This is a genomic window from Pseudoalteromonas sp. S3260, assembly GCF_005886925.1.
Lineage (GTDB): Bacteria > Pseudomonadota > Gammaproteobacteria > Enterobacterales > Alteromonadaceae > Pseudoalteromonas > Pseudoalteromonas tetraodonis.
On the sequence record NZ_PNCV01000061.1, the window covers coordinates 1 to 20,442 of the forward strand.

General features: G+C 40.1%; 21 protein-coding genes. 16 read left to right on the forward strand and 5 right to left on the reverse strand.

The window, feature by feature from the left end; translation table 11 throughout:
* Positions 1-129: 129 nt before the first annotated feature.
* Complete coding sequence (locus CWC14_RS10995; RefSeq protein ID WP_013464466.1) at positions 130-375, reverse strand: hypothetical protein; 246 nt, start codon at positions 373-375, stop codon at positions 130-132.
* A 633-nt stretch (positions 376-1,008) separates the two neighbouring features.
* Here CWC14_RS10995 and CWC14_RS11005 point away from each other — a divergent pair.
* Positions 1,009-1,392 (forward strand): response regulator, encoded by a 384-nt coding sequence (locus tag CWC14_RS11005; RefSeq protein ID WP_076921496.1) that lies wholly within the window; start codon positions 1,009-1,011, stop codon positions 1,390-1,392.
* Between the two features lie 66 nt (positions 1,393-1,458).
* Here CWC14_RS11005 and rpsT read toward each other — a convergent pair whose 3' ends face one another.
* On the reverse strand, positions 1,459-1,719 hold the full coding sequence (gene rpsT / locus CWC14_RS11010; RefSeq protein WP_138562921.1) for a 30S ribosomal protein S20: 261 nt from the start codon (positions 1,717-1,719) through the stop codon (positions 1,459-1,461).
* Between the two features lie 295 nt (positions 1,720-2,014).
* On the opposite strand from rpsT, the gene murJ reads away from it, so the two are divergent.
* The 13 genes from murJ to CWC14_RS11075 all read left to right on the forward strand — a co-directional run bounded on the left by murJ (position 2,015) and on the right by CWC14_RS11075 (position 16,849).
* Positions 2,015-3,553, forward strand: a complete 1,539-nt coding sequence (gene murJ / locus CWC14_RS11015; protein WP_502704753.1) for a murein biosynthesis integral membrane protein MurJ — start codon at positions 2,015-2,017, stop codon at positions 3,551-3,553.
* A gap of 74 nt (positions 3,554-3,627) precedes the next feature.
* Complete coding sequence (gene ribF, locus CWC14_RS11020; RefSeq protein WP_138562923.1) at positions 3,628-4,554, forward strand: bifunctional riboflavin kinase/FAD synthetase; 927 nt, start codon at positions 3,628-3,630, stop codon at positions 4,552-4,554.
* 29 nt (positions 4,555-4,583) lie between these two features.
* A complete protein-coding gene (ileS, locus tag CWC14_RS11025; RefSeq protein WP_138562925.1) occupies positions 4,584-7,412 on the forward strand; it encodes an isoleucine--tRNA ligase in 2,829 nt (942 codons plus the stop codon).
* A 12-nt stretch (positions 7,413-7,424) separates the two neighbouring features.
* Positions 7,425-7,925, forward strand: a complete 501-nt coding sequence (gene lspA / locus CWC14_RS11030) for a signal peptidase II (RefSeq protein WP_013464471.1) — start codon at positions 7,425-7,427, stop codon at positions 7,923-7,925.
* Positions 7,922-8,362: an FKBP-type peptidyl-prolyl cis-trans isomerase gene (gene fkpB / locus CWC14_RS11035; RefSeq protein WP_013464472.1), complete on the forward strand. Its 441-nt coding sequence runs from the start codon at positions 7,922-7,924 to the stop codon at positions 8,360-8,362. Before lspA ends, fkpB begins: the two co-directional genes overlap by 4 nt.
* The gene (gene ispH / locus CWC14_RS11040) at positions 8,362-9,291 is read left to right on the forward strand and encodes a 4-hydroxy-3-methylbut-2-enyl diphosphate reductase (protein ID WP_013464473.1); all 930 of its coding nucleotides are present in this window, start codon (positions 8,362-8,364) and stop codon (positions 9,289-9,291) included. Before fkpB ends, ispH begins: the two co-directional genes overlap by 1 nt.
* A gap of 30 nt (positions 9,292-9,321) precedes the next feature.
* On the forward strand, positions 9,322-10,356 hold the full coding sequence (locus CWC14_RS11045; RefSeq protein ID WP_013464474.1) for a sensor histidine kinase: 1,035 nt from the start codon (positions 9,322-9,324) through the stop codon (positions 10,354-10,356).
* Positions 10,353-11,057 (forward strand): LytR/AlgR family response regulator transcription factor, encoded by a 705-nt coding sequence (locus CWC14_RS11050; RefSeq protein WP_138562927.1) that lies wholly within the window; start codon positions 10,353-10,355, stop codon positions 11,055-11,057. Before CWC14_RS11045 ends, CWC14_RS11050 begins: the two co-directional genes overlap by 4 nt.
* 114 nt (positions 11,058-11,171) lie before the next feature.
* Positions 11,172-11,732 carry a type IV pilus modification protein PilV gene (pilV, locus tag CWC14_RS11055; protein ID WP_138562929.1) on the forward strand — a complete coding sequence of 187 codons (561 nt, stop codon included), beginning with the start codon at positions 11,172-11,174 and terminating at the stop codon, positions 11,730-11,732.
* A gap of 1 nt (position 11,733) precedes the next feature.
* Positions 11,734-12,729: a PilW family protein gene (locus CWC14_RS11060; RefSeq protein WP_138562931.1), complete on the forward strand. Its 996-nt coding sequence runs from the start codon at positions 11,734-11,736 to the stop codon at positions 12,727-12,729.
* On the forward strand, positions 12,717-13,208 hold the full coding sequence (locus CWC14_RS11065; protein ID WP_138562933.1) for a pilus assembly PilX family protein: 492 nt from the start codon (positions 12,717-12,719) through the stop codon (positions 13,206-13,208). Before CWC14_RS11060 ends, CWC14_RS11065 begins: the two co-directional genes overlap by 13 nt.
* A 1-nt stretch (position 13,209) precedes the next feature.
* Complete coding sequence (locus CWC14_RS11070; protein ID WP_171036843.1) at positions 13,210-16,419, forward strand: PilC/PilY family type IV pilus protein; 3,210 nt, start codon at positions 13,210-13,212, stop codon at positions 16,417-16,419.
* 10 nt (positions 16,420-16,429) lie between these two features.
* Positions 16,430-16,849, forward strand: coding sequence for a type IV pilin protein (locus CWC14_RS11075; RefSeq protein WP_138562935.1), 420 nt, complete (start codon positions 16,430-16,432; stop codon positions 16,847-16,849).
* Between the two features lie 6 nt (positions 16,850-16,855).
* Here the strand turns inward: CWC14_RS11075 and CWC14_RS11080 are convergent, their stop codons facing one another.
* Together CWC14_RS11080 and CWC14_RS11085 are read right to left on the reverse strand one after the other, a co-directional pair.
* Entirely contained in the window at positions 16,856-17,389 is a 534-nt protein-coding gene (locus tag CWC14_RS11080) for a GspH/FimT family pseudopilin (protein WP_138562937.1), read from the reverse strand.
* An 84-nt stretch (positions 17,390-17,473) separates the two neighbouring features.
* Positions 17,474-18,007: a GspH/FimT family pseudopilin gene (locus CWC14_RS11085; protein ID WP_138562939.1), complete on the reverse strand. Its 534-nt coding sequence runs from the start codon at positions 18,005-18,007 to the stop codon at positions 17,474-17,476.
* A gap of 158 nt (positions 18,008-18,165) precedes the next feature.
* Between CWC14_RS11085 and CWC14_RS11090 the strand changes: the two genes are divergently transcribed.
* A complete protein-coding gene (locus CWC14_RS11090; protein WP_013464483.1) occupies positions 18,166-18,504 on the forward strand; it encodes a P-II family nitrogen regulator in 339 nt (112 codons plus the stop codon).
* Positions 18,505-18,558: 54 nt separating this feature from the next.
* Here CWC14_RS11090 and CWC14_RS11095 read toward each other — a convergent pair whose 3' ends face one another.
* Complete coding sequence (locus CWC14_RS11095; RefSeq protein WP_138562941.1) at positions 18,559-19,323, reverse strand: outer membrane protein assembly factor BamD; 765 nt, start codon at positions 19,321-19,323, stop codon at positions 18,559-18,561.
* A gap of 141 nt (positions 19,324-19,464) precedes the next feature.
* Between CWC14_RS11095 and rluD the strand changes: the two genes are divergently transcribed.
* Positions 19,465-20,442, forward strand: a complete 978-nt coding sequence (gene rluD, locus CWC14_RS11100; RefSeq protein ID WP_013464485.1) for a 23S rRNA pseudouridine(1911/1915/1917) synthase RluD — start codon at positions 19,465-19,467, stop codon at positions 20,440-20,442.

Here is a 20,442-nt window from a genome sequence, read left to right on the forward strand (position 1 = left end):
TTGAAAGGTCAACAGACCCTGTTACGAGATAAATTTTAACTTAGTTCAAACCCAGACCCAAGATTTTTAACAGTGAGATATAAAAATGCCCAGAAAAACTGGGCTATAAAATATTCTAAGGGGAAGTAATTAATGCTGAGATACGCTAAATTGCCCAAACGTATAAACTTTGAACAAGTAAAATGTGTTGATCAACACTAAACTCATATTTGAAATAATACTCGACGACATAAGATCTAAGCTAAATGATAGGAATAACAAACCACAGGCACTAATCGCAGCAACGCGAAGCAGTGTCAGTTGGTTGATAAAGAATGCACCTAAACCTAGTGCAAGTAGTAATGTATTTAAAAGCCAATCTAGCTCGTTTAGCATGGTCGTTTCAATAGTTCAGTTGTTGAAAAAAGGAGCGCCATTATGTTGATCTTTTGCACAGCTTTCAACCAAGTAATTTTAAATTTTCAGATTAGTTTTTTTAATGCTAAAAGTAGGTCATTAATACCGAAAATAATCCCTCTTCAGCAATAATTCGATATTTTTGGCAGCTCTGCGGTTGCTGTAAATCAATACATAGGTAAAGGGTTCTATGCTCCTTATCCAGTCGCGGGTTTAGGGTTGAGTCCAGTAGTTTTGGTTCGCTTGAAAACAACTCAGGCCAATACACACTTTGGCTTACCATAGACGATTTTTTATAAGTAAGTAAGCTTGGCTTTGGCACTAAAACAAGTATAAGTAATAATATCGTGAAAATAAAAAGCAGGGTCAACTTGATGCCACACTTTGCGCTACTTGAGTGTAGTTTTAATTGTGAGCCAGTGTTTGCAAGCTTATTACTGGATCTTTGTTTAACAGTAGCGGCTTTATTTTTTTTGCGGCGACTTTTTTTGTGGTTTTCGACATAAAGCAAATCTGGCCTTTTTAGCTTAGCCCTCTATAATAAAGTAAATATTTGTATTTTAAGCAAATCACCAACTTCGCAGACATGGTTTTAGCCTATAAGGATTGTATATGAATACGCAGCTATCTATTTTAATAGTTGACGATGTTAGCACTGTGCGTAGCTTTCTAAGTCAAACATTAATGCATTTAGGGATAGAGAATGTAAAAGAAGCGTCTACGGCCGCGCAGTGTATTAGCGAGTGTCGCGCAGCCAATTTTAATATTATATTTTTAGACATAGAACTACCTGATGGCGATGGTAAAGAACTTATTGCGCAAATTAATGAGTTATCACCAGAGACAAACGTGGTGATGGTGTCGGCTCATTCAGGCGTTGAAAATGTGAAGGATGCGATAGAAAGAGGGGCAAAAGGGTTTGTGGTTAAACCATTTTCACCAAAGAAAATTGCGGCGATATTGAAAAAGTTTTATCCAGAGCTTGATAACGTTTAAGAGGCGTATTTATTTTGGGCAAAAAAAAACCGGCAAAAGCCGGTTTTTTTAATCTTGCAAAAACAATTATAGCGCTTTAATTTTAGCAGCTAAACGGCTCTTATGACGAGCAGCTTTGTTTTTGTGGATTAGACCCTTAGTTGCGTAACGGTCTAGGATAGGTGTAGCAATAGAAAAAGCTTGCTGTGCAGCTTCTTTATCGCCAGCTTCAATAGCTACGATTACTTTTTTGAAGTAAGTACGCATCATTGAACGACGGCTTGCGTTGTGCTGACGGTTTTTTTCGCTTGTGATAGCGCGTTTTTTTGCAGACTTGATGTTAGCCAAGGTTTGCTCCTAACAATCTTAAATAAAGCTTAAATTAAAGGCCGTGGAATATGCCTGTTTTTATCATGAATGTCAATTTAATTTTAACAATCCAAGAAAAACTGCTCCTTATAACGAACATCAATTTGCCGCTTTAGCAGTTAATGGCGCTATTGTAACAAAGCAAGGGGTTCGAGCCTAGTGCTTTAAAGCGATTTATAAAAAAGACTATGGCATAATTAACTTAATTGCTGATTTTTAATATGGATTTATAGTGTCAAAAGGTTTGTTTCGTTCCGGGATGATTGTAAGTGCAATGACAATGATCTCGCGTATTTTAGGGCTAGTGCGTGATGCTGTTGTTGCTAACTTGTTGGGGGCAGGGGCTGCTGCCGATGTGTTTTTATTTGCAAACCGTATTCCTAATTTTTTACGCCGTTTATTTGCTGAAGGGGCTTTTGCACAGGCGTTTGTACCTGTATTAAGTGAAATCAAAGAACAACAAGGCGATGATAAAGTCAGAATATTTGTTGCGCAGGCGGCAGGTACACTCGGCACAATTTTACTACTCGTTACGCTTTTTGGTGTTGTGGCATCCCCCGTTATCGCCGCTTTATTTGGTACTGGTTGGTTTATAGATTGGTGGCAAGGTGGCCCTGACGCAGAAAAGTTTGAGCTTGCTAGTTCACTATTAAAGCTGACCTTTCCTTATTTATTTTTTGTAAGCTTAGTGGCGCTTAGTGGCGCTGTAATGAATGTATACAACCGTTTTGCAGTTGCCGCATTTACTCCTGTATTACTTAATGTTTCTATTATTAGTTGTGCCATTTTATTGCATGACCAATTTTCTGTTGGTGCATATGCATTAGCAATAGGCGTATTTTTAGGGGGCGTGGTACAGCTATTATTTCAACTGCCGTTTTTATATAAAGCAAAAATGTTGGCGCGACCGCGTTGGGCGTGGCAAGACGAAAATGTTAAAAAAGTGCGTAAATTAATGCTCCCAGCGTTATTTGGTGTATCAATTAGCCAAATTAACTTATTACTCGATACGGTAATAGCTTCATTATTGATGACAGGCTCTATCGCTTGGCTGTATTACTCAGATAGACTGATTGAATTCCCACTTGGTTTATTTGGCATTGGTATTGCGACGGTTATTTTACCTGCGCTATCAAAATTACACAGCAGTAAAAAAAGTAGCGACTTTCAACATACCCTAGATTGGGGAGTGCGATTTGTGATTTTTTTAGGGCTCCCGGCCATGATAGGGTTGATGATTATTAGCCCGTTGATTATTACCGTGCTGTTTGATCACGGCGCGTTTAAAGAGGCAGGCATTGATCACGTTAAGGCGGTGAGCTTAGGGGTGGTTGCCTACTCGGTGGGATTAGTCAGCTTTATGTTAATTAAAGTGTTGGCGCCTGGGTTTTATTCTCGCCAAGATACGAAAACACCCGTGCGCATTGGTATTATCACTTTGGTGCTTAACATGGTGTTTAATATTATGCTGGCGCCCTTTATTGGCTATTTAGGTTTAGCACTGGCAACCTCTATGTCGGCTAGTTGTAATGCCTACTTACTGTACCGACAGCTTAAAAAAGAGAATGTTTACCAGTTCTCCAGCATGAGTGGCTACTTCACTTTGAAGTGCTTGCTGGCGAGTGTGACGATGGGCGCACTAGTGTGGTTTACCAGTAGACACTATGATTGGGCTAGCTGGCACTTTAGTGAACAAGTTATGTTGTTGGTTGTGTTATTAATTATTGCGGTTGTTAGTTACTTTTTTATGTTGTTTTTGATGGGCGTTAGACTAAATACGATAAAAAGTGTAGCAATTACTGAATCAAATTAAAAAAAAGATTATAATCGGACACTCTGCGACCCAAGGTCGCATTTTATCGCTCGCTGAAAAAGGCATTAGGTGGCATGGAGTTAATTAGAGGTATACACAATATACGCCCACAACACTTTGGTTGTGTGCTAACCATTGGTAATTTTGATGGTGTTCATTTGGGTCATGCTGCCGTATTAAAAGGGCTGTTAGCGGATGCCAAAGAAAATAATTTACCCAGCACTGTAATGTTATTTGAGCCTCAGCCACAAGAGTTTTTTGCAAAAAACAATGCCCCGGCTAGGCTTACTCGACTGCGTGATAAACTTCGTCTATTGAGTAACTTGGGGATTGAGCGCGTTATTTGTATTAGCTTTAATCAGGCTTTTGCAAACATGCATGCTGAGCAGTTTGTTAGCGATATTTTAATTAAAAAGCTGGGCGTTAAAGCATTAACGGTTGGTGATGATTTTAGGTTTGGTAAACAGCGCCAAGGTAACTTTAGTCTATTGGCAACTATGGGCACCCAAGTGGGAATGAGTGTTAAAAGCACTGCCAGCTTTAGACAATTAAATGCTAGAGTAAGCAGTACCTTGATACGAGAAGCGCTTGCTGAGGGTGACTTAGTTAGTGCAAAAGTTATGCTTGGGCATAATTATGCAATATCTGGACGTGTTATTCATGGCTGGAAAAAAGGCCGCGAACTGGGTTTTAGAACGGCAAATATTGCACTAAAACGTCAAGTTTGTCCGGTCAATGGTGTATTTGCGGTTCAAGTGATGATCGCAGGAAAGAAAGTTTTTGGGGTGGCTAACATTGGAAACAAACCCACGTTTAATGGAACTCGTGCCTTATTAGAAGTTCACCTTTTTGATTTTGCACAAGATATTTATGGACAATTTATGCATGTGGAGTTAATTGAAAAACTCCGCAATGAGAAAAAATTCGAGACATTAACACAACTGACGGCACAAATAGCAACCGATGTTGCCGCCGCTAAGCAGTGTTTTGGTTTAAATTAGGTAGCCGATAGAAACGGAAAGTAGGATTAATGAGCGACTACAAACATACTTTGAATTTACCGGAAACAATGTTTCCAATGCGTGGCAATTTGGCACAACGTGAACCAAAAATGCTTAAAGCATGGTATGAAGACGACCTATACGGTCAAATTCGCAGCGCGAAGAAAGGTAAAAAAACTTTCATTTTGCATGACGGCCCTCCGTATGCAAACGGCGATATCCATTTAGGCCACTCAGTAAATAAAATATTAAAAGATATTATTGTTAAGTCTAAAACTTTATCAGACTTTGATGCGCCATACGTACCAGGTTGGGACTGTCATGGTTTACCAATCGAGTTAATGGTTGAGAAAAAAGTCGGTAAACCTGGTGTTAAGGTAACTGCGGCAGAGTTTCGTGAGAAATGTCGTGCTTATGCTAAAAAGCAAGTGGAAGGCCAAAAAGTAGACTTTAAACGTTTAGGCGTTTTTGGTGATTGGGATAAACCTTACCTAACCATGAACTTTGACTTTGAAGCTAATGCCATTCGTGTACTAGGCCGCATTATAAAAAATGGTCATCTACATAAAGGTGCTAAGCCTGTGCATTGGTGTACAGATTGTGGTTCAGCATTAGCTGAGGCAGAAGTTGAATACCAAGATAAACAATCTCCAGCTATTGATGTACGTTTTACTTTTACAGATCAAGATGCGGTGGTTAATGCGTTTGATTTAGCGGCTGGCCATACAGGAACAGGTAGCGTAGGAACCGTTATTTGGACTACGACACCATGGACTTTGCCAGCAAACCGTGCGGTAGCTGTGCATGCTGATTTAGAATACGCGCTAGTACAAGTAGACGATGAAGGCGTTCAGCAACGTCTTATTATAGGTTCTGAGCTGGTTAAAGATGCGATGGATCGTTTTGGTTTTAACCATTTCCATATCCTTGGCTATGTTAAAGGCGCAGCACTTGAAAACTTAACCGTAGCACATCCTTTTTATGACTTTAATGTTCCTGTTATTGTTGCTGAGCACGTAACAACAGATTCTGGTACGGGTATCGTGCATACTGCACCAGGTCATGGTCAAGAAGATTTCGTGGCAGGTCTTGAGTATAATCTTGAAGTAGCTAACCCTGTTGGCGCAAACGGTGTGTACTTACCTGATACTGAATTATTTGCCGGTCAACATGTGTTTAAAGCCAATGCGAGTGTAATTGAGGTATTAAAAGAAAATAATGCCCTAATGCATCATCATGCATTAACGCACAGCTACCCACATTGCTGGCGCCATAAAACGCCTATTATCTTCCGTGCCACACCACAATGGTTTGTTAGCATGGATCAGGCTAACTTGCGCCAAGATTCACTGGCTGAAATTAAAAATACTCAGTGGTTACCTGAATGGGGCGAAAGCCGTATTGCCAACATGGTTGAAGGCCGCCCTGATTGGTGTATTTCACGTCAACGTACCTGGGGTGTACCTATTTCGTTGTTTGTTGATAAAGACACGGGTGCATTACACCCAAATACTCAAGAGCTGATTGAACAAGCAGCAGCACTTGTCGAAAAATCAGGTATTCAAGCATGGTATGACTTAGACCCAGCTACTTTACTAGGTGAAGAAGACGCACAACAATACATGAAAGTGCAAGACACACTCGATGTGTGGTTTGATTCAGGTGTAACGCATGCCTGTGTTGTTGATGCGCGTGAAGATTTAACCGGTCCTGCTGATTTATACCTAGAGGGTTCTGATCAACACCGTGGTTGGTTTATGTCATCAATGATGACCTCAGTGGCAATTAATGGTCATGCACCATACAAGCAAGTGCTTACGCATGGCTTTACGGTTGATGAAAACGGCCGCAAAATGTCTAAGTCATTAGGCAATGTTATTTCGCCACAAAATGTGATGAATAAACTGGGCGCTGATATTTTACGTTTATGGGTAGCATCAACTGATTACACGGCAGAAATGACCGTATCCGATGAAATATTCAAACGTTCGGCAGATCGTTACCGTCGTATTCGTAACACCAGCCGCTACTTACTTGCTAACCTAAGTGGTTTTGATCCAAAAACGGATCAAGTTGCTGTTGATGATATGGTTGAGCTTGATAAGTGGATTGTAGGGCGCGCAGCACAGTTACAAGATGATATTTTAGCGGCTTACGATAGCTACCAAATGCTATTAGTAACGCAAAAGCTAATGAACTTCTGTACCGGTGAGCTTGGTTCGTTCTACTTAGACGTTATAAAAGACCGTCAGTACACGGCAAAAAGCGACAGCCATGCACGTCGTTCTTGTCAAACAGCGCTTTATCATATTGCTGAAGCAATGACGCGTTGGATGGCGCCAATCATGAGCTTTACAGCGCAAGAAATTTGGGAAGCACTTCCAGGTGAGCGCAGTGACTATGTATTTACTTCAACATGGTATGAGGGATTACAAGCACCAACAACGACCAAGTTTAGTAATGAAGACTGGCAAGCTATTTTAAATGTGCGTGACGAAGTGAACCGTCTGTTAGAAGCTGCACGTAAAGAAGAAGTGATTGGTGCAACATTACAAGCAACCGTAAACCTGTTTGCCAGCAAAGAGCTTGCAGCAAAACTTGCGGCGTTAGGCGATGAGCTACGTTTTGTGTTGTTGACCTCTGCGGTTAACGTTACCGAGGTAGATAGTCAACCTGCAGATTCACAAACTACTGAAATTGATGGTTTATACATTAGCGTATCAGCAACAGATGCTAAAAAGTGTGAGCGTTGTTGGCATTACAGTGAAGATGTAGGTGTTGAGCCTGCTCATCCCGAAATTTGTGGTCGTTGTGTAAGTAACGTTGACGGTGAAGGTGAAAAGCGTCAATTCGCTTAGGAGTTGTTTTTAGTGAGCAAACTAACCCAAAAAAGTGGTTTAGTGTGGCTTTGGTTGAGTCTATTACTGCTTGTAATAGACTTTGCCAGTAAAACACTGGTTGTAAACACCATGGCTTATGGTGAGTCAATTAATTTACTGCCTGTTTTTAGCATTACTTATGTACATAACTACGGTGCAGCCTATAGCTTTTTAAGCGAAGCGGGTGGCTGGCAGCGTTGGTTTTTAAGTGCAATAGCAATCGCGATTAGTTGTTTGTTGGTGTGGTGGTTAAAGCGCCTTCCTGCGTCTAATAAAGTATTATGTGGTGCTTACTCGTTAGTTTTAGCCGGTGCTATTGGTAACTTGTACGACCGCATTGCTTATGGTTACGTTATTGATTTTTTACATGTGTTTTACGAAGACTCACATTTTCCCGTATTTAATATTGCAGACTGCGCTATTTGTATTGGTGCTGCATTATTACTATTTGACGCCTTTACCGGCGAAAATCCAAAGGAGCACAAAGCATGAGCCAAGCTGTAATTGGTGAAAACTCAGACGTTATTTTTCATTTTTCTATTAAACTAGAAGATGGCTCTGCCGCTGACTCAACGAAAGTGCATAACAAGCCGGCTAAGCTCACTATGGGTGATGGCAGCTTAACCGCTAATTTTGAAAAATGTTTACTAGGCCTAACGGCCGGTGAGAGCAAAACATTTGAACTTGAGCCGGAAGATGCCTTTGGTCAACCAAACCCAGATAATATTTATTATGTGGACCGTAGTAAGTTTGGTGTAGAAACGCCGGCTAAAGTAGGTGCTATTATTGCGTTTACTCAACCTGATGGCACCGAGCTTCCGGGTTTGGTTCGTGAAGTGCAAGGCGAGTCAGTTACTATCGATTTTAATCACCCATTAGCGGGCCAGCGTTTAACGTTTGAGGTTGATATTATTGAGGTGCAAGGTTAATGGAAATATTATTAGCTAATCCACGAGGCTTTTGCGCCGGTGTTGACCGCGCAATTAGCATTGTTGAGCGCGCTTTAGATATTTTTGAAAAACCAATCTATGTGCGCCATGAAGTGGTACACAATCGTTATGTGGTTGATGGCTTAAAAAATCGCGGCGCCGTGTTTGTTGAAGAGCTTGATCAGGTACCGGATGACAGTATTGTTATATTTAGTGCTCATGGTGTATCACAGGCTGTACGCAGTGAAGCAAAACGCCGTGAGCTTAAAGTATTTGATGCAACCTGCCCGTTAGTGACTAAAGTGCATATGGAAGTTACCCGTGCCAGCAGAAAAGGCATTGAATGCATTTTAATTGGTCACCATGGACACCCCGAGGTTGAGGGCACTATGGGTCAATACGACAATCAACAAGGTGGCATTTACCTAGTTGAAACCGTTGATGACGTGTTAAAGCTTGATGTTAAGAACGCAGATAATCTTTTTTATTGCAGCCAAACAACCTTATCGGTAGATGATACTGCGGATGTGATTGATGCCTTACGCAGCAAGTTTCCTGCTATTGATGGTCCGCGTAAAGATGATATTTGTTATGCAACTCAAAACCGTCAAGATGCAGTACGTGACTTAGCAGACAAAGTCGATGTGCTATTGGTTGTAGGCGCTAAAAATAGCTCTAATTCCAATCGTTTACGAGAACTAGCTGATAAAATGGGCACGCGTGCGTACTTAATTGACGATGCCAGCAATGTTGAAGCGTCATGGTTTGATGGTATCAATAGTGTGGGGGTTACCGCAGGCGCGTCAGCACCTGAAGTGCTAGTGCAGCAGGTGATTACCCGCTTAAAAGAGCTCGGTGGTAACCAAGTAACAGAAAACCCTGGTGAAGAAGAAAACATTGTTTTTGCTGTACCAGTAGAGCTGCGTTAATTTAGAGATAAATCATAAAAGGAGGGTCGAATGGGTAAGCAACTGTCACCAGATGCGTTACTTTTTTCGGCCCTTTTTAATGAGCGTGGTGTGCTTGCATCCCTCGTAGTAACACAGGTTGTGGCTATTATATTAGCTTTTGCTCCTAATGCTGGCGATGACATATGGCTGCATTTGGGGGCGATCAGTTTGTTTCTCCATGTAACTGTGCTGGTCAGTACCTCTTTTTTATATCTTTGTCGTCGATTACTCGCAAAACAGACTCAGTTTATTCAGATCAGTTTTTTTATTGCTTCATATAGTCTCAGTACTGCTGTATTTAGTCTGGTGTTTTCTCATATTGCTTTTGATATTGAAAACGAAAAACAACTGACGTTTTTTGTGCTGCGTAATTGCATTATTGTATTTTTGCTTACCTTACTGTTTGTACAATTTTTGCTTATTCATTTTGAAAAAGAGCAGCAAACCAAAGCACTTTCTCGTGCAGAACTTGATGCTTTGCAGGCACGGATCCGACCCCACTTTTTATATAATAGCTTGAATACGGCGGCAGAATTAACGCATCATGACGTTGAGGCTGCAGAGCATGCAATTTTAGCACTAGCAGCGCTGTCTCAAGCTGCAATGCGTTCAGGTCAAAGTGTATTACTCAGTGATGAAATAACATTAACTAAACAGTATATTGCGCTTGAGTCATGGCGCTTTGCAGAGCGCTTAAAGGTTGAGTGGTTATTACCAGAACATCTCCCTGCGCTATATATTCCATATCTAACATTACAACCTTTGGTAGAGAACGCAGTATGTCATGGCATTGAGCCAAGCCAAAGTGGTGCTACTATAAGTATTGAACTGCATGTGACAACACATTATTTAACCTTAATTGTAACTAATCCTGTACCTACTGAAACTGAAAATACTAGAGAGCATAACGGTATGGCTCTTGATAATATTCGTTCTCGTTTAAGTATTTATTATAAAGGTCGGGCGCAACTGACAATAACCAACAAAGATAATCAATTTAGAGTCAAAGTAGTCATCCCAAAACAAGCAGAGAATACGTTATGAATGTATTGATTGTAGATGATGAACCCTTAGCAAGGGCACGATTGAAGCGTTTACTCGCTGAGAACCATACATCCATTCATGTGCAAGGAGAGGCTAGTGATGGTAATGACGCTTTAACACAAATGAAAAAGCAGCAGCCTGATTTAGTGTTTTTAGATATTGATATGCCAGGCTTAAATGGCATCGAAGTGGCCAATCAACTCAATGATCTAGCGGTACCTCCGGCGATTATTTTTATAACCGCTCATCCTGAGCATGCACTTGATGCGATGCAGTTAAATGCAGCCGGATATTTGGTAAAACCTATATCAGAAAAAAGTTTGCAACATACATTACAACAGCTAGGACGTTTAAACAGAGTACACCTGCAACAACAACAAACAGAAAAAATAACCTATCAATTAGCAGGCACCGTAAGAAGTATAAAAATAGAAAATGTTTTTTATTTTTATGCACAGGAAAAGTATACCAAAGTTGTGTTCGATGGTGGGGAGGCTCTAATTGAAGACAGTTTAAAGCAACTTGAAATGCAATATCCTCGTCACTTATTGCGAATTCATCGAAATACCTTAGTGAATAAAAATAAAATTTTGGCACTCCATACACTTAAAAACCATCAACATGTTATTGAACTCAAAGGGTGTTCACCTTTTTTAGCTGTTAGTCGTCGAGCGCTCAAAAGCGTAAAAAGCGTACTTTAGCACACCGACCTATTAACCGCTTATCAACATAATTAACCGTTGGTCGTGGTCCTAGTTGAATCTATTTTTTTATTGCATACACTTAGTATCAGATAATTATTATTTGGTTTTATTATGTCTTTGAGCACGTTTAAATTGCAAAAAGGTTTTACCCTTATTGAGGTCCTGATTGCGTTTATTATTCTTAGCTTTGGTTTATTGGGGGCTGTAGCCCTGCAAGCAAAAGCAAAACAAGCAAGCTTTGATTCAATGCAACGTGCTGCTGCTGTGGCATTAGGTAACGATATTATTCAACGTATACGTGTTAATGATACCTCAGCGCTTGTAACTCAGTATAAAGGCAACTTTACGAGTGAAACAACTTTAAATTCATCCAATACTTGCTTTACAGATTCGTGTAGCAGTGCGCAAATCGCTGTATTAGACATAGAGCAATGGAAGCGTGCCATTCGTGCTCGTGAAAATACAGGGTCTCTTGATGATGCAATCGTGTGTGTTAATCCCGAAGCGGTAGCAGGCTCTGGCGGTAAAGCGTTTAACATTGAAGTAATTGTATCATGGCAGGGTAGGCAAGAATTCACTGCAAATGAAAATACAGCAAATATTGATTGCGGAACAGCTGATAAAAAACGCCGTGTAGTAGTACTTACCAGCTATGTTTATGTTAGGAGCTAAAATGAGGCAAGCAGGTTTTACACTCATTGAAATGATGATCTCTTTGTTCATCGGCGGGCTAATTTTAGGTGGCGTCATGTTTACTTATATTGGTATGAAAACAACCACCAAAAGCACCATGGCAATAGGTGAACTGCAAGAGTCAGGGCGTTTAGCGATTAATATTATGCAACGCGATATAGAACAAGTAGGCTTTTGGGGCACATTTTATGGCAATTCATTTACTGCAATAAACACCTCATCATTAGCAAGTCCAACAGGTGATTGCTTTGAAGGTCTCAACAATGGCAGTTTTCCTGATTTAACCAGCAGTAGTAACTTTAAAACCCTTTATGCAAAAACAGCGGCAAGTCCAAGTGAACTTAATTGTGTTAATAACCCTGTATCGGGCACTGATATTTTACAAATTAAGTTTGTGCAAGGGCACCAATTAGATGTAACTAACGCGGTTAACGAAACAGCTAATAATGATTATTATTTTGTGGCCGAACAAGAACTTGCTCGTTTTGTCAAAGATCAGGTTGATGCCAACACACTTAATGTCAATGCCACTGTGTGGCCTTACAGCCACCATGTTTATTATATTAGCGAACAAACTTATACCGTAAATAATAAAAAACTAACAGTGCCCGCATTGATGCGAAAACGCCTAACTGGCAACGGTATGACCACCGAAACAATCATGGAAGGGGTTGAAAATATGCGTTTTATTTTTGGTCTCGATACTAATGGTAATGGCAAGGTCGATTCGTATCGCAGCATAAACAAAATGACTGCAGCTGAGTGGGGCAATCAACAAGGTATTTTAACCGTGCAGCTATTTTTATTAGTAAGAACATTGCAACCCGATCCAAGCATAAATAGCAAAAAGCAAATATATACACTCGGTGAAGATGAAAACGCGCGTAAGCTTGAAGTTACTGATAACTATAGGCGTACTGTATTTACTACCACTATTCGTTTAAATAATGTAGGGGCAAATTTATGGCGTATGTAACACACACACCTACACAGCATAAGCAAAAGGGAGTAGTGCTTATTACTGCTCTAATTATGGTAATAGCAGTAACCGGTATTGCCGTTACATTAATGAGTAGCAGTACCATCGACATTAAAATTACCAATGCAGCACAAGAGCGGGAAGTGGCAGAAAACATGCTAGTCGGCGAGGTTCAACGAGTGATAGCACAAGAGGCTAATAAAGGCGGCGCTAGCCAGTTTTTCTTAACTAAGAACGAGATCCCTGAGCAATGGAAAACGATAGCTACTCATGATGGTATGCAAAGTGCCATGACCAATTTAAATAAGGGAGTAATGGAGCTTAACTGCCCGCGTAGATACAACCCTACAGAGGGGGTCGTTTGCAACATGATGGAAGTCACCACTACTATTGAATATGGCTCTAAGAGCAAGCACCAGCTAACAGTTGTAACGGGTATAGCGCAAGAAATGGCCGATAAAGGTAAGGGGATTTAACATGAAACTAGCAGCAAGTATTATATTTACTTATTTTATGTGCCTTTTTTTTACAGCGCCGAGCAAAGCTGAAGACATAGAGCTGTATGTAAATAAAGATGTCAATGTAGATGAAAAACCTCGGGTATTGTTTATTTTTGATACGTCAGGAAGTATGGATGAGGAAGTTACATCAGCAGGCACAAGCGAGCGTTGTTTTATAAAAAGGAGGGGGTTTCTTTGGTTTCCTCCTTATTATGAACAACTACCAAGCTGTTATGAAAGTAAAGATAGCTACAACGAATATAATGAACAATGTTATATAAATATTGGTAACAGAAACTATCAACCAAGTTGTGTTGATGAAGTTGAAAGTGGAACAAGGCTTGAGGTTGCAAAAAGAGCTGTAAAAGGTTTAATAAAGGACAATAATGATATTGACTTTGGTTTAATGCGTTTTAATTATAACGCAGGTAACGAACCTGGTGGTGGTTATGTGCTTGCTAGAGTTGGCACAGACGAAGATACGTTGGTTGATAGAATTAATGAATTACCTGCTTATGGCTCAACGCCCTTAACAGAAACATTATGGGAAGCGTATTTATACATTTCAGGGCAAAACCTTAAGTTTGCAAAAAATGTTGATGATAGAGACACAAGTGCAGAAAATAGCCAAAAGTATGAGTCGCCTTTTAGAAAAAACAACGAAAATTCGCTGCGCTGTGATAACTCCATCAATATTATTTTAATGACCGACGGCGAACCTCAGAATGATGATGAAGCAGATAATAGTATAAAGAGTACTTATAATAACGTTTTTAAAAGTAATACGGGATCTTTTGGGAGTTATAGTAGTTATTTAGTAGCGCTAGCCAAAATTTTACATGGCAACGATAATACTGATGTTGATTTATATCCTCAAACTACTGAAACTATTGATACTGCCAGGTTATTTACTATTGGCTTTGGTGGAGGGATGGATGAAGATGCACTTGAACTATTGGAGGAGGCAGCTAAAGTTGGCGGTGGCGATTATTTTGAAGCAGATACAGCCGCTACTCTTACCTCCGCACTTAAAAATACCATTACCTTAATACGAGAAGAAAACAGCACTTTTACATCGCCTTCTTTTGCAAGTAACAATGTCGATCAGACCCGTAGTAAGGATGCGGTCTATCTCGCCATGTTTTATCCTGAAGTGGGCACTCGGTGGCGCGGTAATTTAAAAAAAATAAAAGTGATGGGAAATAAACTTATAGATTCAACATCAACGCTTGCATTAAATAGTGACGGATTAATTAAAAAAGATGCTAAAACATTTTGGACGAAGGGCAATTTAGCTGACGGCAACTCCGTTGAAAGCGGTGGAGTAAATGCGATGCTGACAAGTTTAGATCCGGGTAAGCGTAAATTAATTTCAGATATTGGGGTATTTAATATATCTAACCTTGTGAAAGTTTATGGTGACAAAGAAAAAGCTGCTGGTGTTTTTAATGTTTCTGAAAGCGTTTTTGATTCAACAATAAACTGGGCACGTGGTGTTGATGTTGATAATGAGAATAGTACAAGCACCCAGCGAGCTGATATTTTTGGCGACCCTTTACATTCAAAACCTGTGGCGATTGATTATGGCAATAATGATGTTCGTATACTTGTCGGTACAAACGCAGGCTTTTTACACATGTTTAAAGATGATGATAGTAAGAATGAAGTAACTGAAAGCTGGGCATTCATACCTTCAGCGTTATTTAATATTATTAAGCCGCTTAGAGCCAAGGAGGCCGGAAAAAAATATGGCATGGATGGCCCTATTAGCGTGTACTCTAAAAATGAAAGTTTAGATGAAGATGGTATTAATGATGGCATTGTTAATGCTGGTCAAGGTGATACTGTATGGGCGTTTGCAGGCATGCGACGTGGCGGTAGAAATTATTATGGGTTAGATATTACTAAGCCTGACTCACCTTCTTTAATGTGGAGTATTAAAGGCGGGGTAGATTCAGGTTTTGAAGAGCTTGGTCAGTCTTGGTCGAAACCACAAGTTGCGTTTATAAAAGCCTTTGGTGATAAGCCCGTTTTGATTTTTGGTGGAGGCTACGACACCATTAAAGATAAAGACAAAGGGAATAAACGCGATGCAGACTCAATGGGTCGAGATGTGTTTATTGTTGATGCTAAAACCGGTAAAAAGCTTTGGTCATTACGCAGTAACAATAGCTTTACTGGTAAACACAGTATTGCCGCAGACGTTACATTACTTGACTCTAATTACGATGGCTATATTGATAGAATTTACGCAGCAGATACTGGTGGCGACATTTGGCGTGTTGATATGCCAAGTAGTCAAACAAATGAATTTAGTCACTTTAAACTTGCATCGCTTGCTGATGGTAAAGACAGGCGCTTTTTTTATAAACCAGCCATAGCGCGAACTATATTTAGTAAAGTGACTCAAAAAGAGGGTGTTACTTCACGTGTTGAAACTCCTTACGACGCCATCGTTATTGGCAGTGGTAATCGCACTAACCCTATAAACTCAACCACAGCCGATGAGCTTTTTATGATAAGAGATGAAAATACGCTCACAAAATCATTTAAAAGTAACGCTCCTGAAACTATTTTATTTACAGATTTAATGTCGATGAATGAAGATAAGTTTGGTAATGCATTAAGTAATGTTAGTGAGTTTATAAATCTAGAAGTTGAACTGACAAATACATTTAAAGGCTGGCATTATACGTTATCGCCCGGCGAAAAATCGCTTGCTGCGGCAACCGTGGTAGGAGGCGTTGCGTATTTTACTTCATTTAGTCCTGCATCGGATACTGGACTAAACCAATGTTCGTTAACCGGTGGCGGTGGCTCTTTATATGCATTTCATTTGCATTACGGCACTAAAGTATATGATGAGTTAAAATTTGCCACCAGTTATGAAGTCCCTGATACGCCGCAACTTTATTTTGGTGCCTCCTGTGTTGACGGTAATTCAGACGGTAAATGCGACGATGACACAACGGTTGACGTACAAAGCCAATTTTATTTAATTGGCCCAGGCATAAAAGGCAAAAATGCAGAGAATCCGCTTAGACCAATCGAAATTATTGGGCCTAATTTAAAAATAGTAGATGGTAAAATTCAGCTAGTTAACGATACTCAGCCTATTGGGTTTGGCTTTAAAACCCAGCAAATGTATATTTACAAACGTGAAGAAAACGATGAAGTGAATAATTAGGAGTCATTAAATGGTTGCCAAGCACACTGGGTTTACTTTAATTGAGCTGATGATAGCCGTGGCAATTGTGGGTATTTTAGCCGCTATTGCAGTGCCTAATTACAGTGAATATATAAAAAGGGCATCACGCGCAGAAGCCGCTTCTGCGCTTTTAGATGCCGCAAACAAGCAAGAGCAATACTTTGTGGATAACCGAGCATATTCAACTTCGTTTAGCGACTTAGGTATTCAAAGTAAAACTGAAAACGGTCATTTTGAGCTAACAATTAACGTGGTTAATAGCAATGAATTTACAATCACTGCGAAACCCATTGCTGGTGCTGTGAAAGGGGATGCTGACTGCACGTCATTAACTATTAATGACGTTGGCTTAAAAGGAGCAACGGGTAGTAAAGGCGATACCGACATCAACTATTGCTGGGGTAGATAACATTAGTTATTTTTGGCATTTGTTGGTAGATTTTATTCGTATTCGCCCAGTTTGACTTATTGACAGAGCAAGCCCCTCAAGGCTTGCTTTTTCGTTATTTGGGCAATAGATAAAAGTACCGTTTTGAAAGCCATTTAGTGTACCATCTGGCCTAAATGTAATGGCATCTCGTGGGTATGTTAACGTATCGGCTTCATTTGTGTGCTCAAATGTACTGATCAGCTGCTCGTCATCGCCAAGCGACGTTGACTTGTCATTATCAACAAATATAGCGAGCTGGTTATGCCAGTCGTCTAATGTACATTTATTACTTTTTAATGCGCACAAAGTAACGTAGCTGTTTTTTTCTATAGCGTATAGACGAGCATAATTGATATTTTTATGTAATAAGCTAACTTGATTGCTCACGCGGTTGAGCGCTAAAAAGTTGGGTAAATAAGACAAGGATATTTGACCTACAATGGCAACAATCGCGAGGCTAACTAGCAGCTCTAATAATGTTGTACCATGGTGGGTAGAAAAGTATAAAGGTAACTTCATCCCTGAAGCCTCAATCTAAACATGCTTCTTACAAGTTTAGTAAAAACTTAAATTATGGCAAGTATTGTTCAATTTATAATCACCCTATTTATTATTACCTAAATAAAAAGCGGTGCCTGATTGGGAAAGTGTGAGTGCCTTGCTATTATCTTGATTACCATTAGGTGAAAAAACAAAGTTACCTGGCGCAGTAGTAATGCGGCCACTGGTATTAAAGCGGATTTGGCTACTCCCAGAAAATGTCACTTTGTCGTTGGGGTTGGTTTTTTCCATGACTCTTATTAAACTATCACCACTGTCATATTGCCCATTATTATTACCATCGACAAAGGTGACGACAACATTATCGCTAGCCCACTCAGTGGTGCACTTAAAATTGTCAGCTGAACTTTTCACATCAGCATAAGGTACTGGACAAATAATAACTATCTCATCGGTACTAGCCGCTTGTGAACGTGCAAAACTAATATTACGTTTAAGTTCTAATAAAAAATTTTCACCTCGGTTTTCTTCCAGCATATCGCTACTGTTCCACAACGCAATAGTGGCTATAATGCCAACAATGGCCACGGTGACCATTAACTCTAATAAGGTAAATCCACGGTGCTTAGTTTTCATATAAATCTCATTAACTCGGTGATGTTTTAGTATAGTTATTTTTATTAAAATAATCATACCATGATTATTTTTCACCGGTGCTATTCAATCTCTTTGTTTGCTATGAACCTCATGATTGTCTAAAATCGAGGCAACTGAAGCTTTCAAAAGTAATTACTATGAAAAAAATAGAAGCAATCATTAAACCGTTTAAGCTCGATGATGTGCGTGAAGCATTATCTGATGTAGGCATTACGGGTATGACAGTAAGTGAAGTAAAAGGGTTTGGGCGTCAAAAAGGCCACACAGAGCTATACCGTGGTGCTGAGTACATGGTTGACTTTTTACCTAAAGTAAAACTAGATATTGTGCTCGGTGATGAAGACGTAGAACGTGCTATTGATGTTATTGTTAAAACAGCACAAACTGGCAAAATTGGTGATGGTAAAATATTTGTCACTGACGTAGAACGTGTGGTTCGAATTCGTACTGCAGAAGAGGATGAAGAGGCTATATAGTCGAGTAAACCTCGTAAAAAAGGCGCTAATTTTATAACTAGCGCCTTTTTCGTGTTATTTATTTCTGCTATTAAATTTACGCGTTTGCTCTGCATGCTGACTTAGTTCAGTCAAGCCAAGCTTCTCGTAACTTTTTTCCATCATGGCGAGTGCCGCATCAAGATAGCTACTTTGTGAGTAGTGCTCTACCACATATTTACCGCGATTTGCGGCTGCTAAATAGGCTTCACGTTCGTAATAGTAAGTTGCCACTTTTAGCTCATAACGTGCCATGCGGTTTAATAACCAAACTAAACGACGTTTTGCTTCTGGCGCATAATCACTATCTGGAAAACGTTTAACTAAAGTTGATAAGTCGGTATAAGCAACACGGGTGCGTTTAGCATCTCTGTCGGCTCTGTCTACGCCAAAGTATTCTTGGAAAGCATTTTTATCCGCCTTAATATTAACCAAGCCACGCATGTAGTACATGTAATCTAAATCTTTGTGGTTTGGGTTTAAGCGAATAAAACGGTCGATTGTAGCAAGCGCTTGCTCTGTATTACCTGATTGGTAATGTGCATACACTAAATCCATTTGGACTTGTTTTGAAAACGGACCAAACGGATAGCGAGAGTCAATTGCCGTTAATAATTCAATTGCACGAGCGTATAAACCAGAATCAAGCGTTTGTTTTGCATCTTCGTATAATGCTTGTGCCGATCTGTTGGGTACGCGTTGAATATCTTCTTGGTCAGGTGCAGACGAGCAGGCCCCTAAACTAAGCACTGAAACTGAAAAAACAATGGCGAATGCACGTTTCCCTATTTTATTTATCATTTTATTTGTTACCTTCGATGTCTTCGGCTAGGCCAAGTGGGTAAAACCGAGTAAACTATGCGTATTATGTTATGCTTTTATTAAAAGCGATTCTAACCCAGTCAAGCACAGCTTGCACTGGTAAATTGGGTAAAGTTACTAATGTCAGAGCAAATATCTCTCCAAGCCGAGGTCCCAACAGACTTAGGTGGTAAACGTCTAGACCAAGTATTAGCGCAATTGTTCCCTGATTATTCACGATCACGGATAAAAACGTGGATTTTAGATGATAAAATCACCGTTGATGGCGAAATTTTCAACACCCCGCGTGAAAAACTACTCGGTGGTGAAGTTGTAGCTGTTGAAACAACAATAGAAGCACCTCGTGAATACGAAGCACAAGATATCAAATTAAACATCGTTTATGAAGACGATGATATTTTAGTGATCAACAAACCGATGGGATTAGTGGTTCATCCTGGCGCAGGTAACCCTGATGGTACGGTGTTAAATGCTTTATTACACTACTATCCAGAAATTATTAACGTGCCACGAGCGGGTATTGTGCATCGTTTAGACAAAGACACAACAGGTTTAATGGTTGTCGCTAAAACGATTCAGGCACAAACACATTTAGTTAAAGCACTGCAAAAGCGCGAAAACTTCACACGTGAATATGAAGCGTTATGTAATGGCACTATGACAGCCGGTGGTATGGTTGAAAAACCAATTGGTCGTCATGCTACACAGCGTACGCATATGGCAGTACATGAAATGGGTAAACCAGCTATTACGCATTACCGTGTTGCCGAAAAATTCCGTGCCCATACACGTTTGCGTTTACGTCTTGAAACTGGGCGTACACACCAAATTCGTGTGCATATGGCGTACTTAAACCACCCATTAATTGGCGATCAATCTTATGGCGGTCGTCCTCGTCCACCAAAAGGGGCAACGCCTGAGTTATTTGAGTTACTGCGTAGCTTTAAGCGCCAAGCGCTTCACGCCGTAAAATTAAGTATTGCGCATCCAATCACCGGTGAAATGATGACTTGGCAAGCGCCTATCCCTGATGATATGGTCCAAATGACTCAAGCACTGCGTGAAGACACAAAAGCAAACCCTGATATAGCGAGTTAA

Coding starts and splice junctions, on each gene's coding strand:
- CWC14_RS10995 (WP_013464466.1), bottom strand. CDS start 375: ATGCTAAACGAGCTAGATTGGCTTTTAAATACATTACTACTTGCACTA.
- CWC14_RS11005 (WP_076921496.1), top strand. CDS start 1,009: ATGAATACGCAGCTATCTATTTTAATAGTTGACGATGTTAGCACTGTG.
- murJ (WP_502704753.1), top strand. CDS start 2,015: ATGACAATGATCTCGCGTATTTTAGGGCTAGTGCGTGATGCTGTTGTT.
- ribF (WP_138562923.1), top strand. CDS start 3,628: ATGGAGTTAATTAGAGGTATACACAATATACGCCCACAACACTTTGGT.
- ileS (WP_138562925.1), top strand. CDS start 4,584: ATGAGCGACTACAAACATACTTTGAATTTACCGGAAACAATGTTTCCA.
- fkpB (WP_013464472.1), top strand. CDS start 7,922: ATGAGCCAAGCTGTAATTGGTGAAAACTCAGACGTTATTTTTCATTTT.
- ispH (WP_013464473.1), top strand. CDS start 8,362: ATGGAAATATTATTAGCTAATCCACGAGGCTTTTGCGCCGGTGTTGAC.
- CWC14_RS11045 (WP_013464474.1), top strand. CDS start 9,322: ATGGGTAAGCAACTGTCACCAGATGCGTTACTTTTTTCGGCCCTTTTT.
- CWC14_RS11050 (WP_138562927.1), top strand. CDS start 10,353: ATGAATGTATTGATTGTAGATGATGAACCCTTAGCAAGGGCACGATTG.
- pilV (WP_138562929.1), top strand. CDS start 11,172: ATGTCTTTGAGCACGTTTAAATTGCAAAAAGGTTTTACCCTTATTGAG.
- CWC14_RS11060 (WP_138562931.1), top strand. CDS start 11,734: ATGAGGCAAGCAGGTTTTACACTCATTGAAATGATGATCTCTTTGTTC.
- CWC14_RS11065 (WP_138562933.1), top strand. CDS start 12,717: ATGGCGTATGTAACACACACACCTACACAGCATAAGCAAAAGGGAGTA.
- CWC14_RS11070 (WP_171036843.1), top strand. CDS start 13,210: ATGAAACTAGCAGCAAGTATTATATTTACTTATTTTATGTGCCTTTTT.
- CWC14_RS11075 (WP_138562935.1), top strand. CDS start 16,430: ATGGTTGCCAAGCACACTGGGTTTACTTTAATTGAGCTGATGATAGCC.
- CWC14_RS11080 (WP_138562937.1), bottom strand. CDS start 17,389: ATGAAGTTACCTTTATACTTTTCTACCCACCATGGTACAACATTATTA.
- CWC14_RS11085 (WP_138562939.1), bottom strand. CDS start 18,007: ATGAAAACTAAGCACCGTGGATTTACCTTATTAGAGTTAATGGTCACC.
- CWC14_RS11090 (WP_013464483.1), top strand. CDS start 18,166: ATGAAAAAAATAGAAGCAATCATTAAACCGTTTAAGCTCGATGATGTG.
- CWC14_RS11095 (WP_138562941.1), bottom strand. CDS start 19,323: ATGATAAATAAAATAGGGAAACGTGCATTCGCCATTGTTTTTTCAGTT.
- rluD (WP_013464485.1), top strand. CDS start 19,465: ATGTCAGAGCAAATATCTCTCCAAGCCGAGGTCCCAACAGACTTAGGT.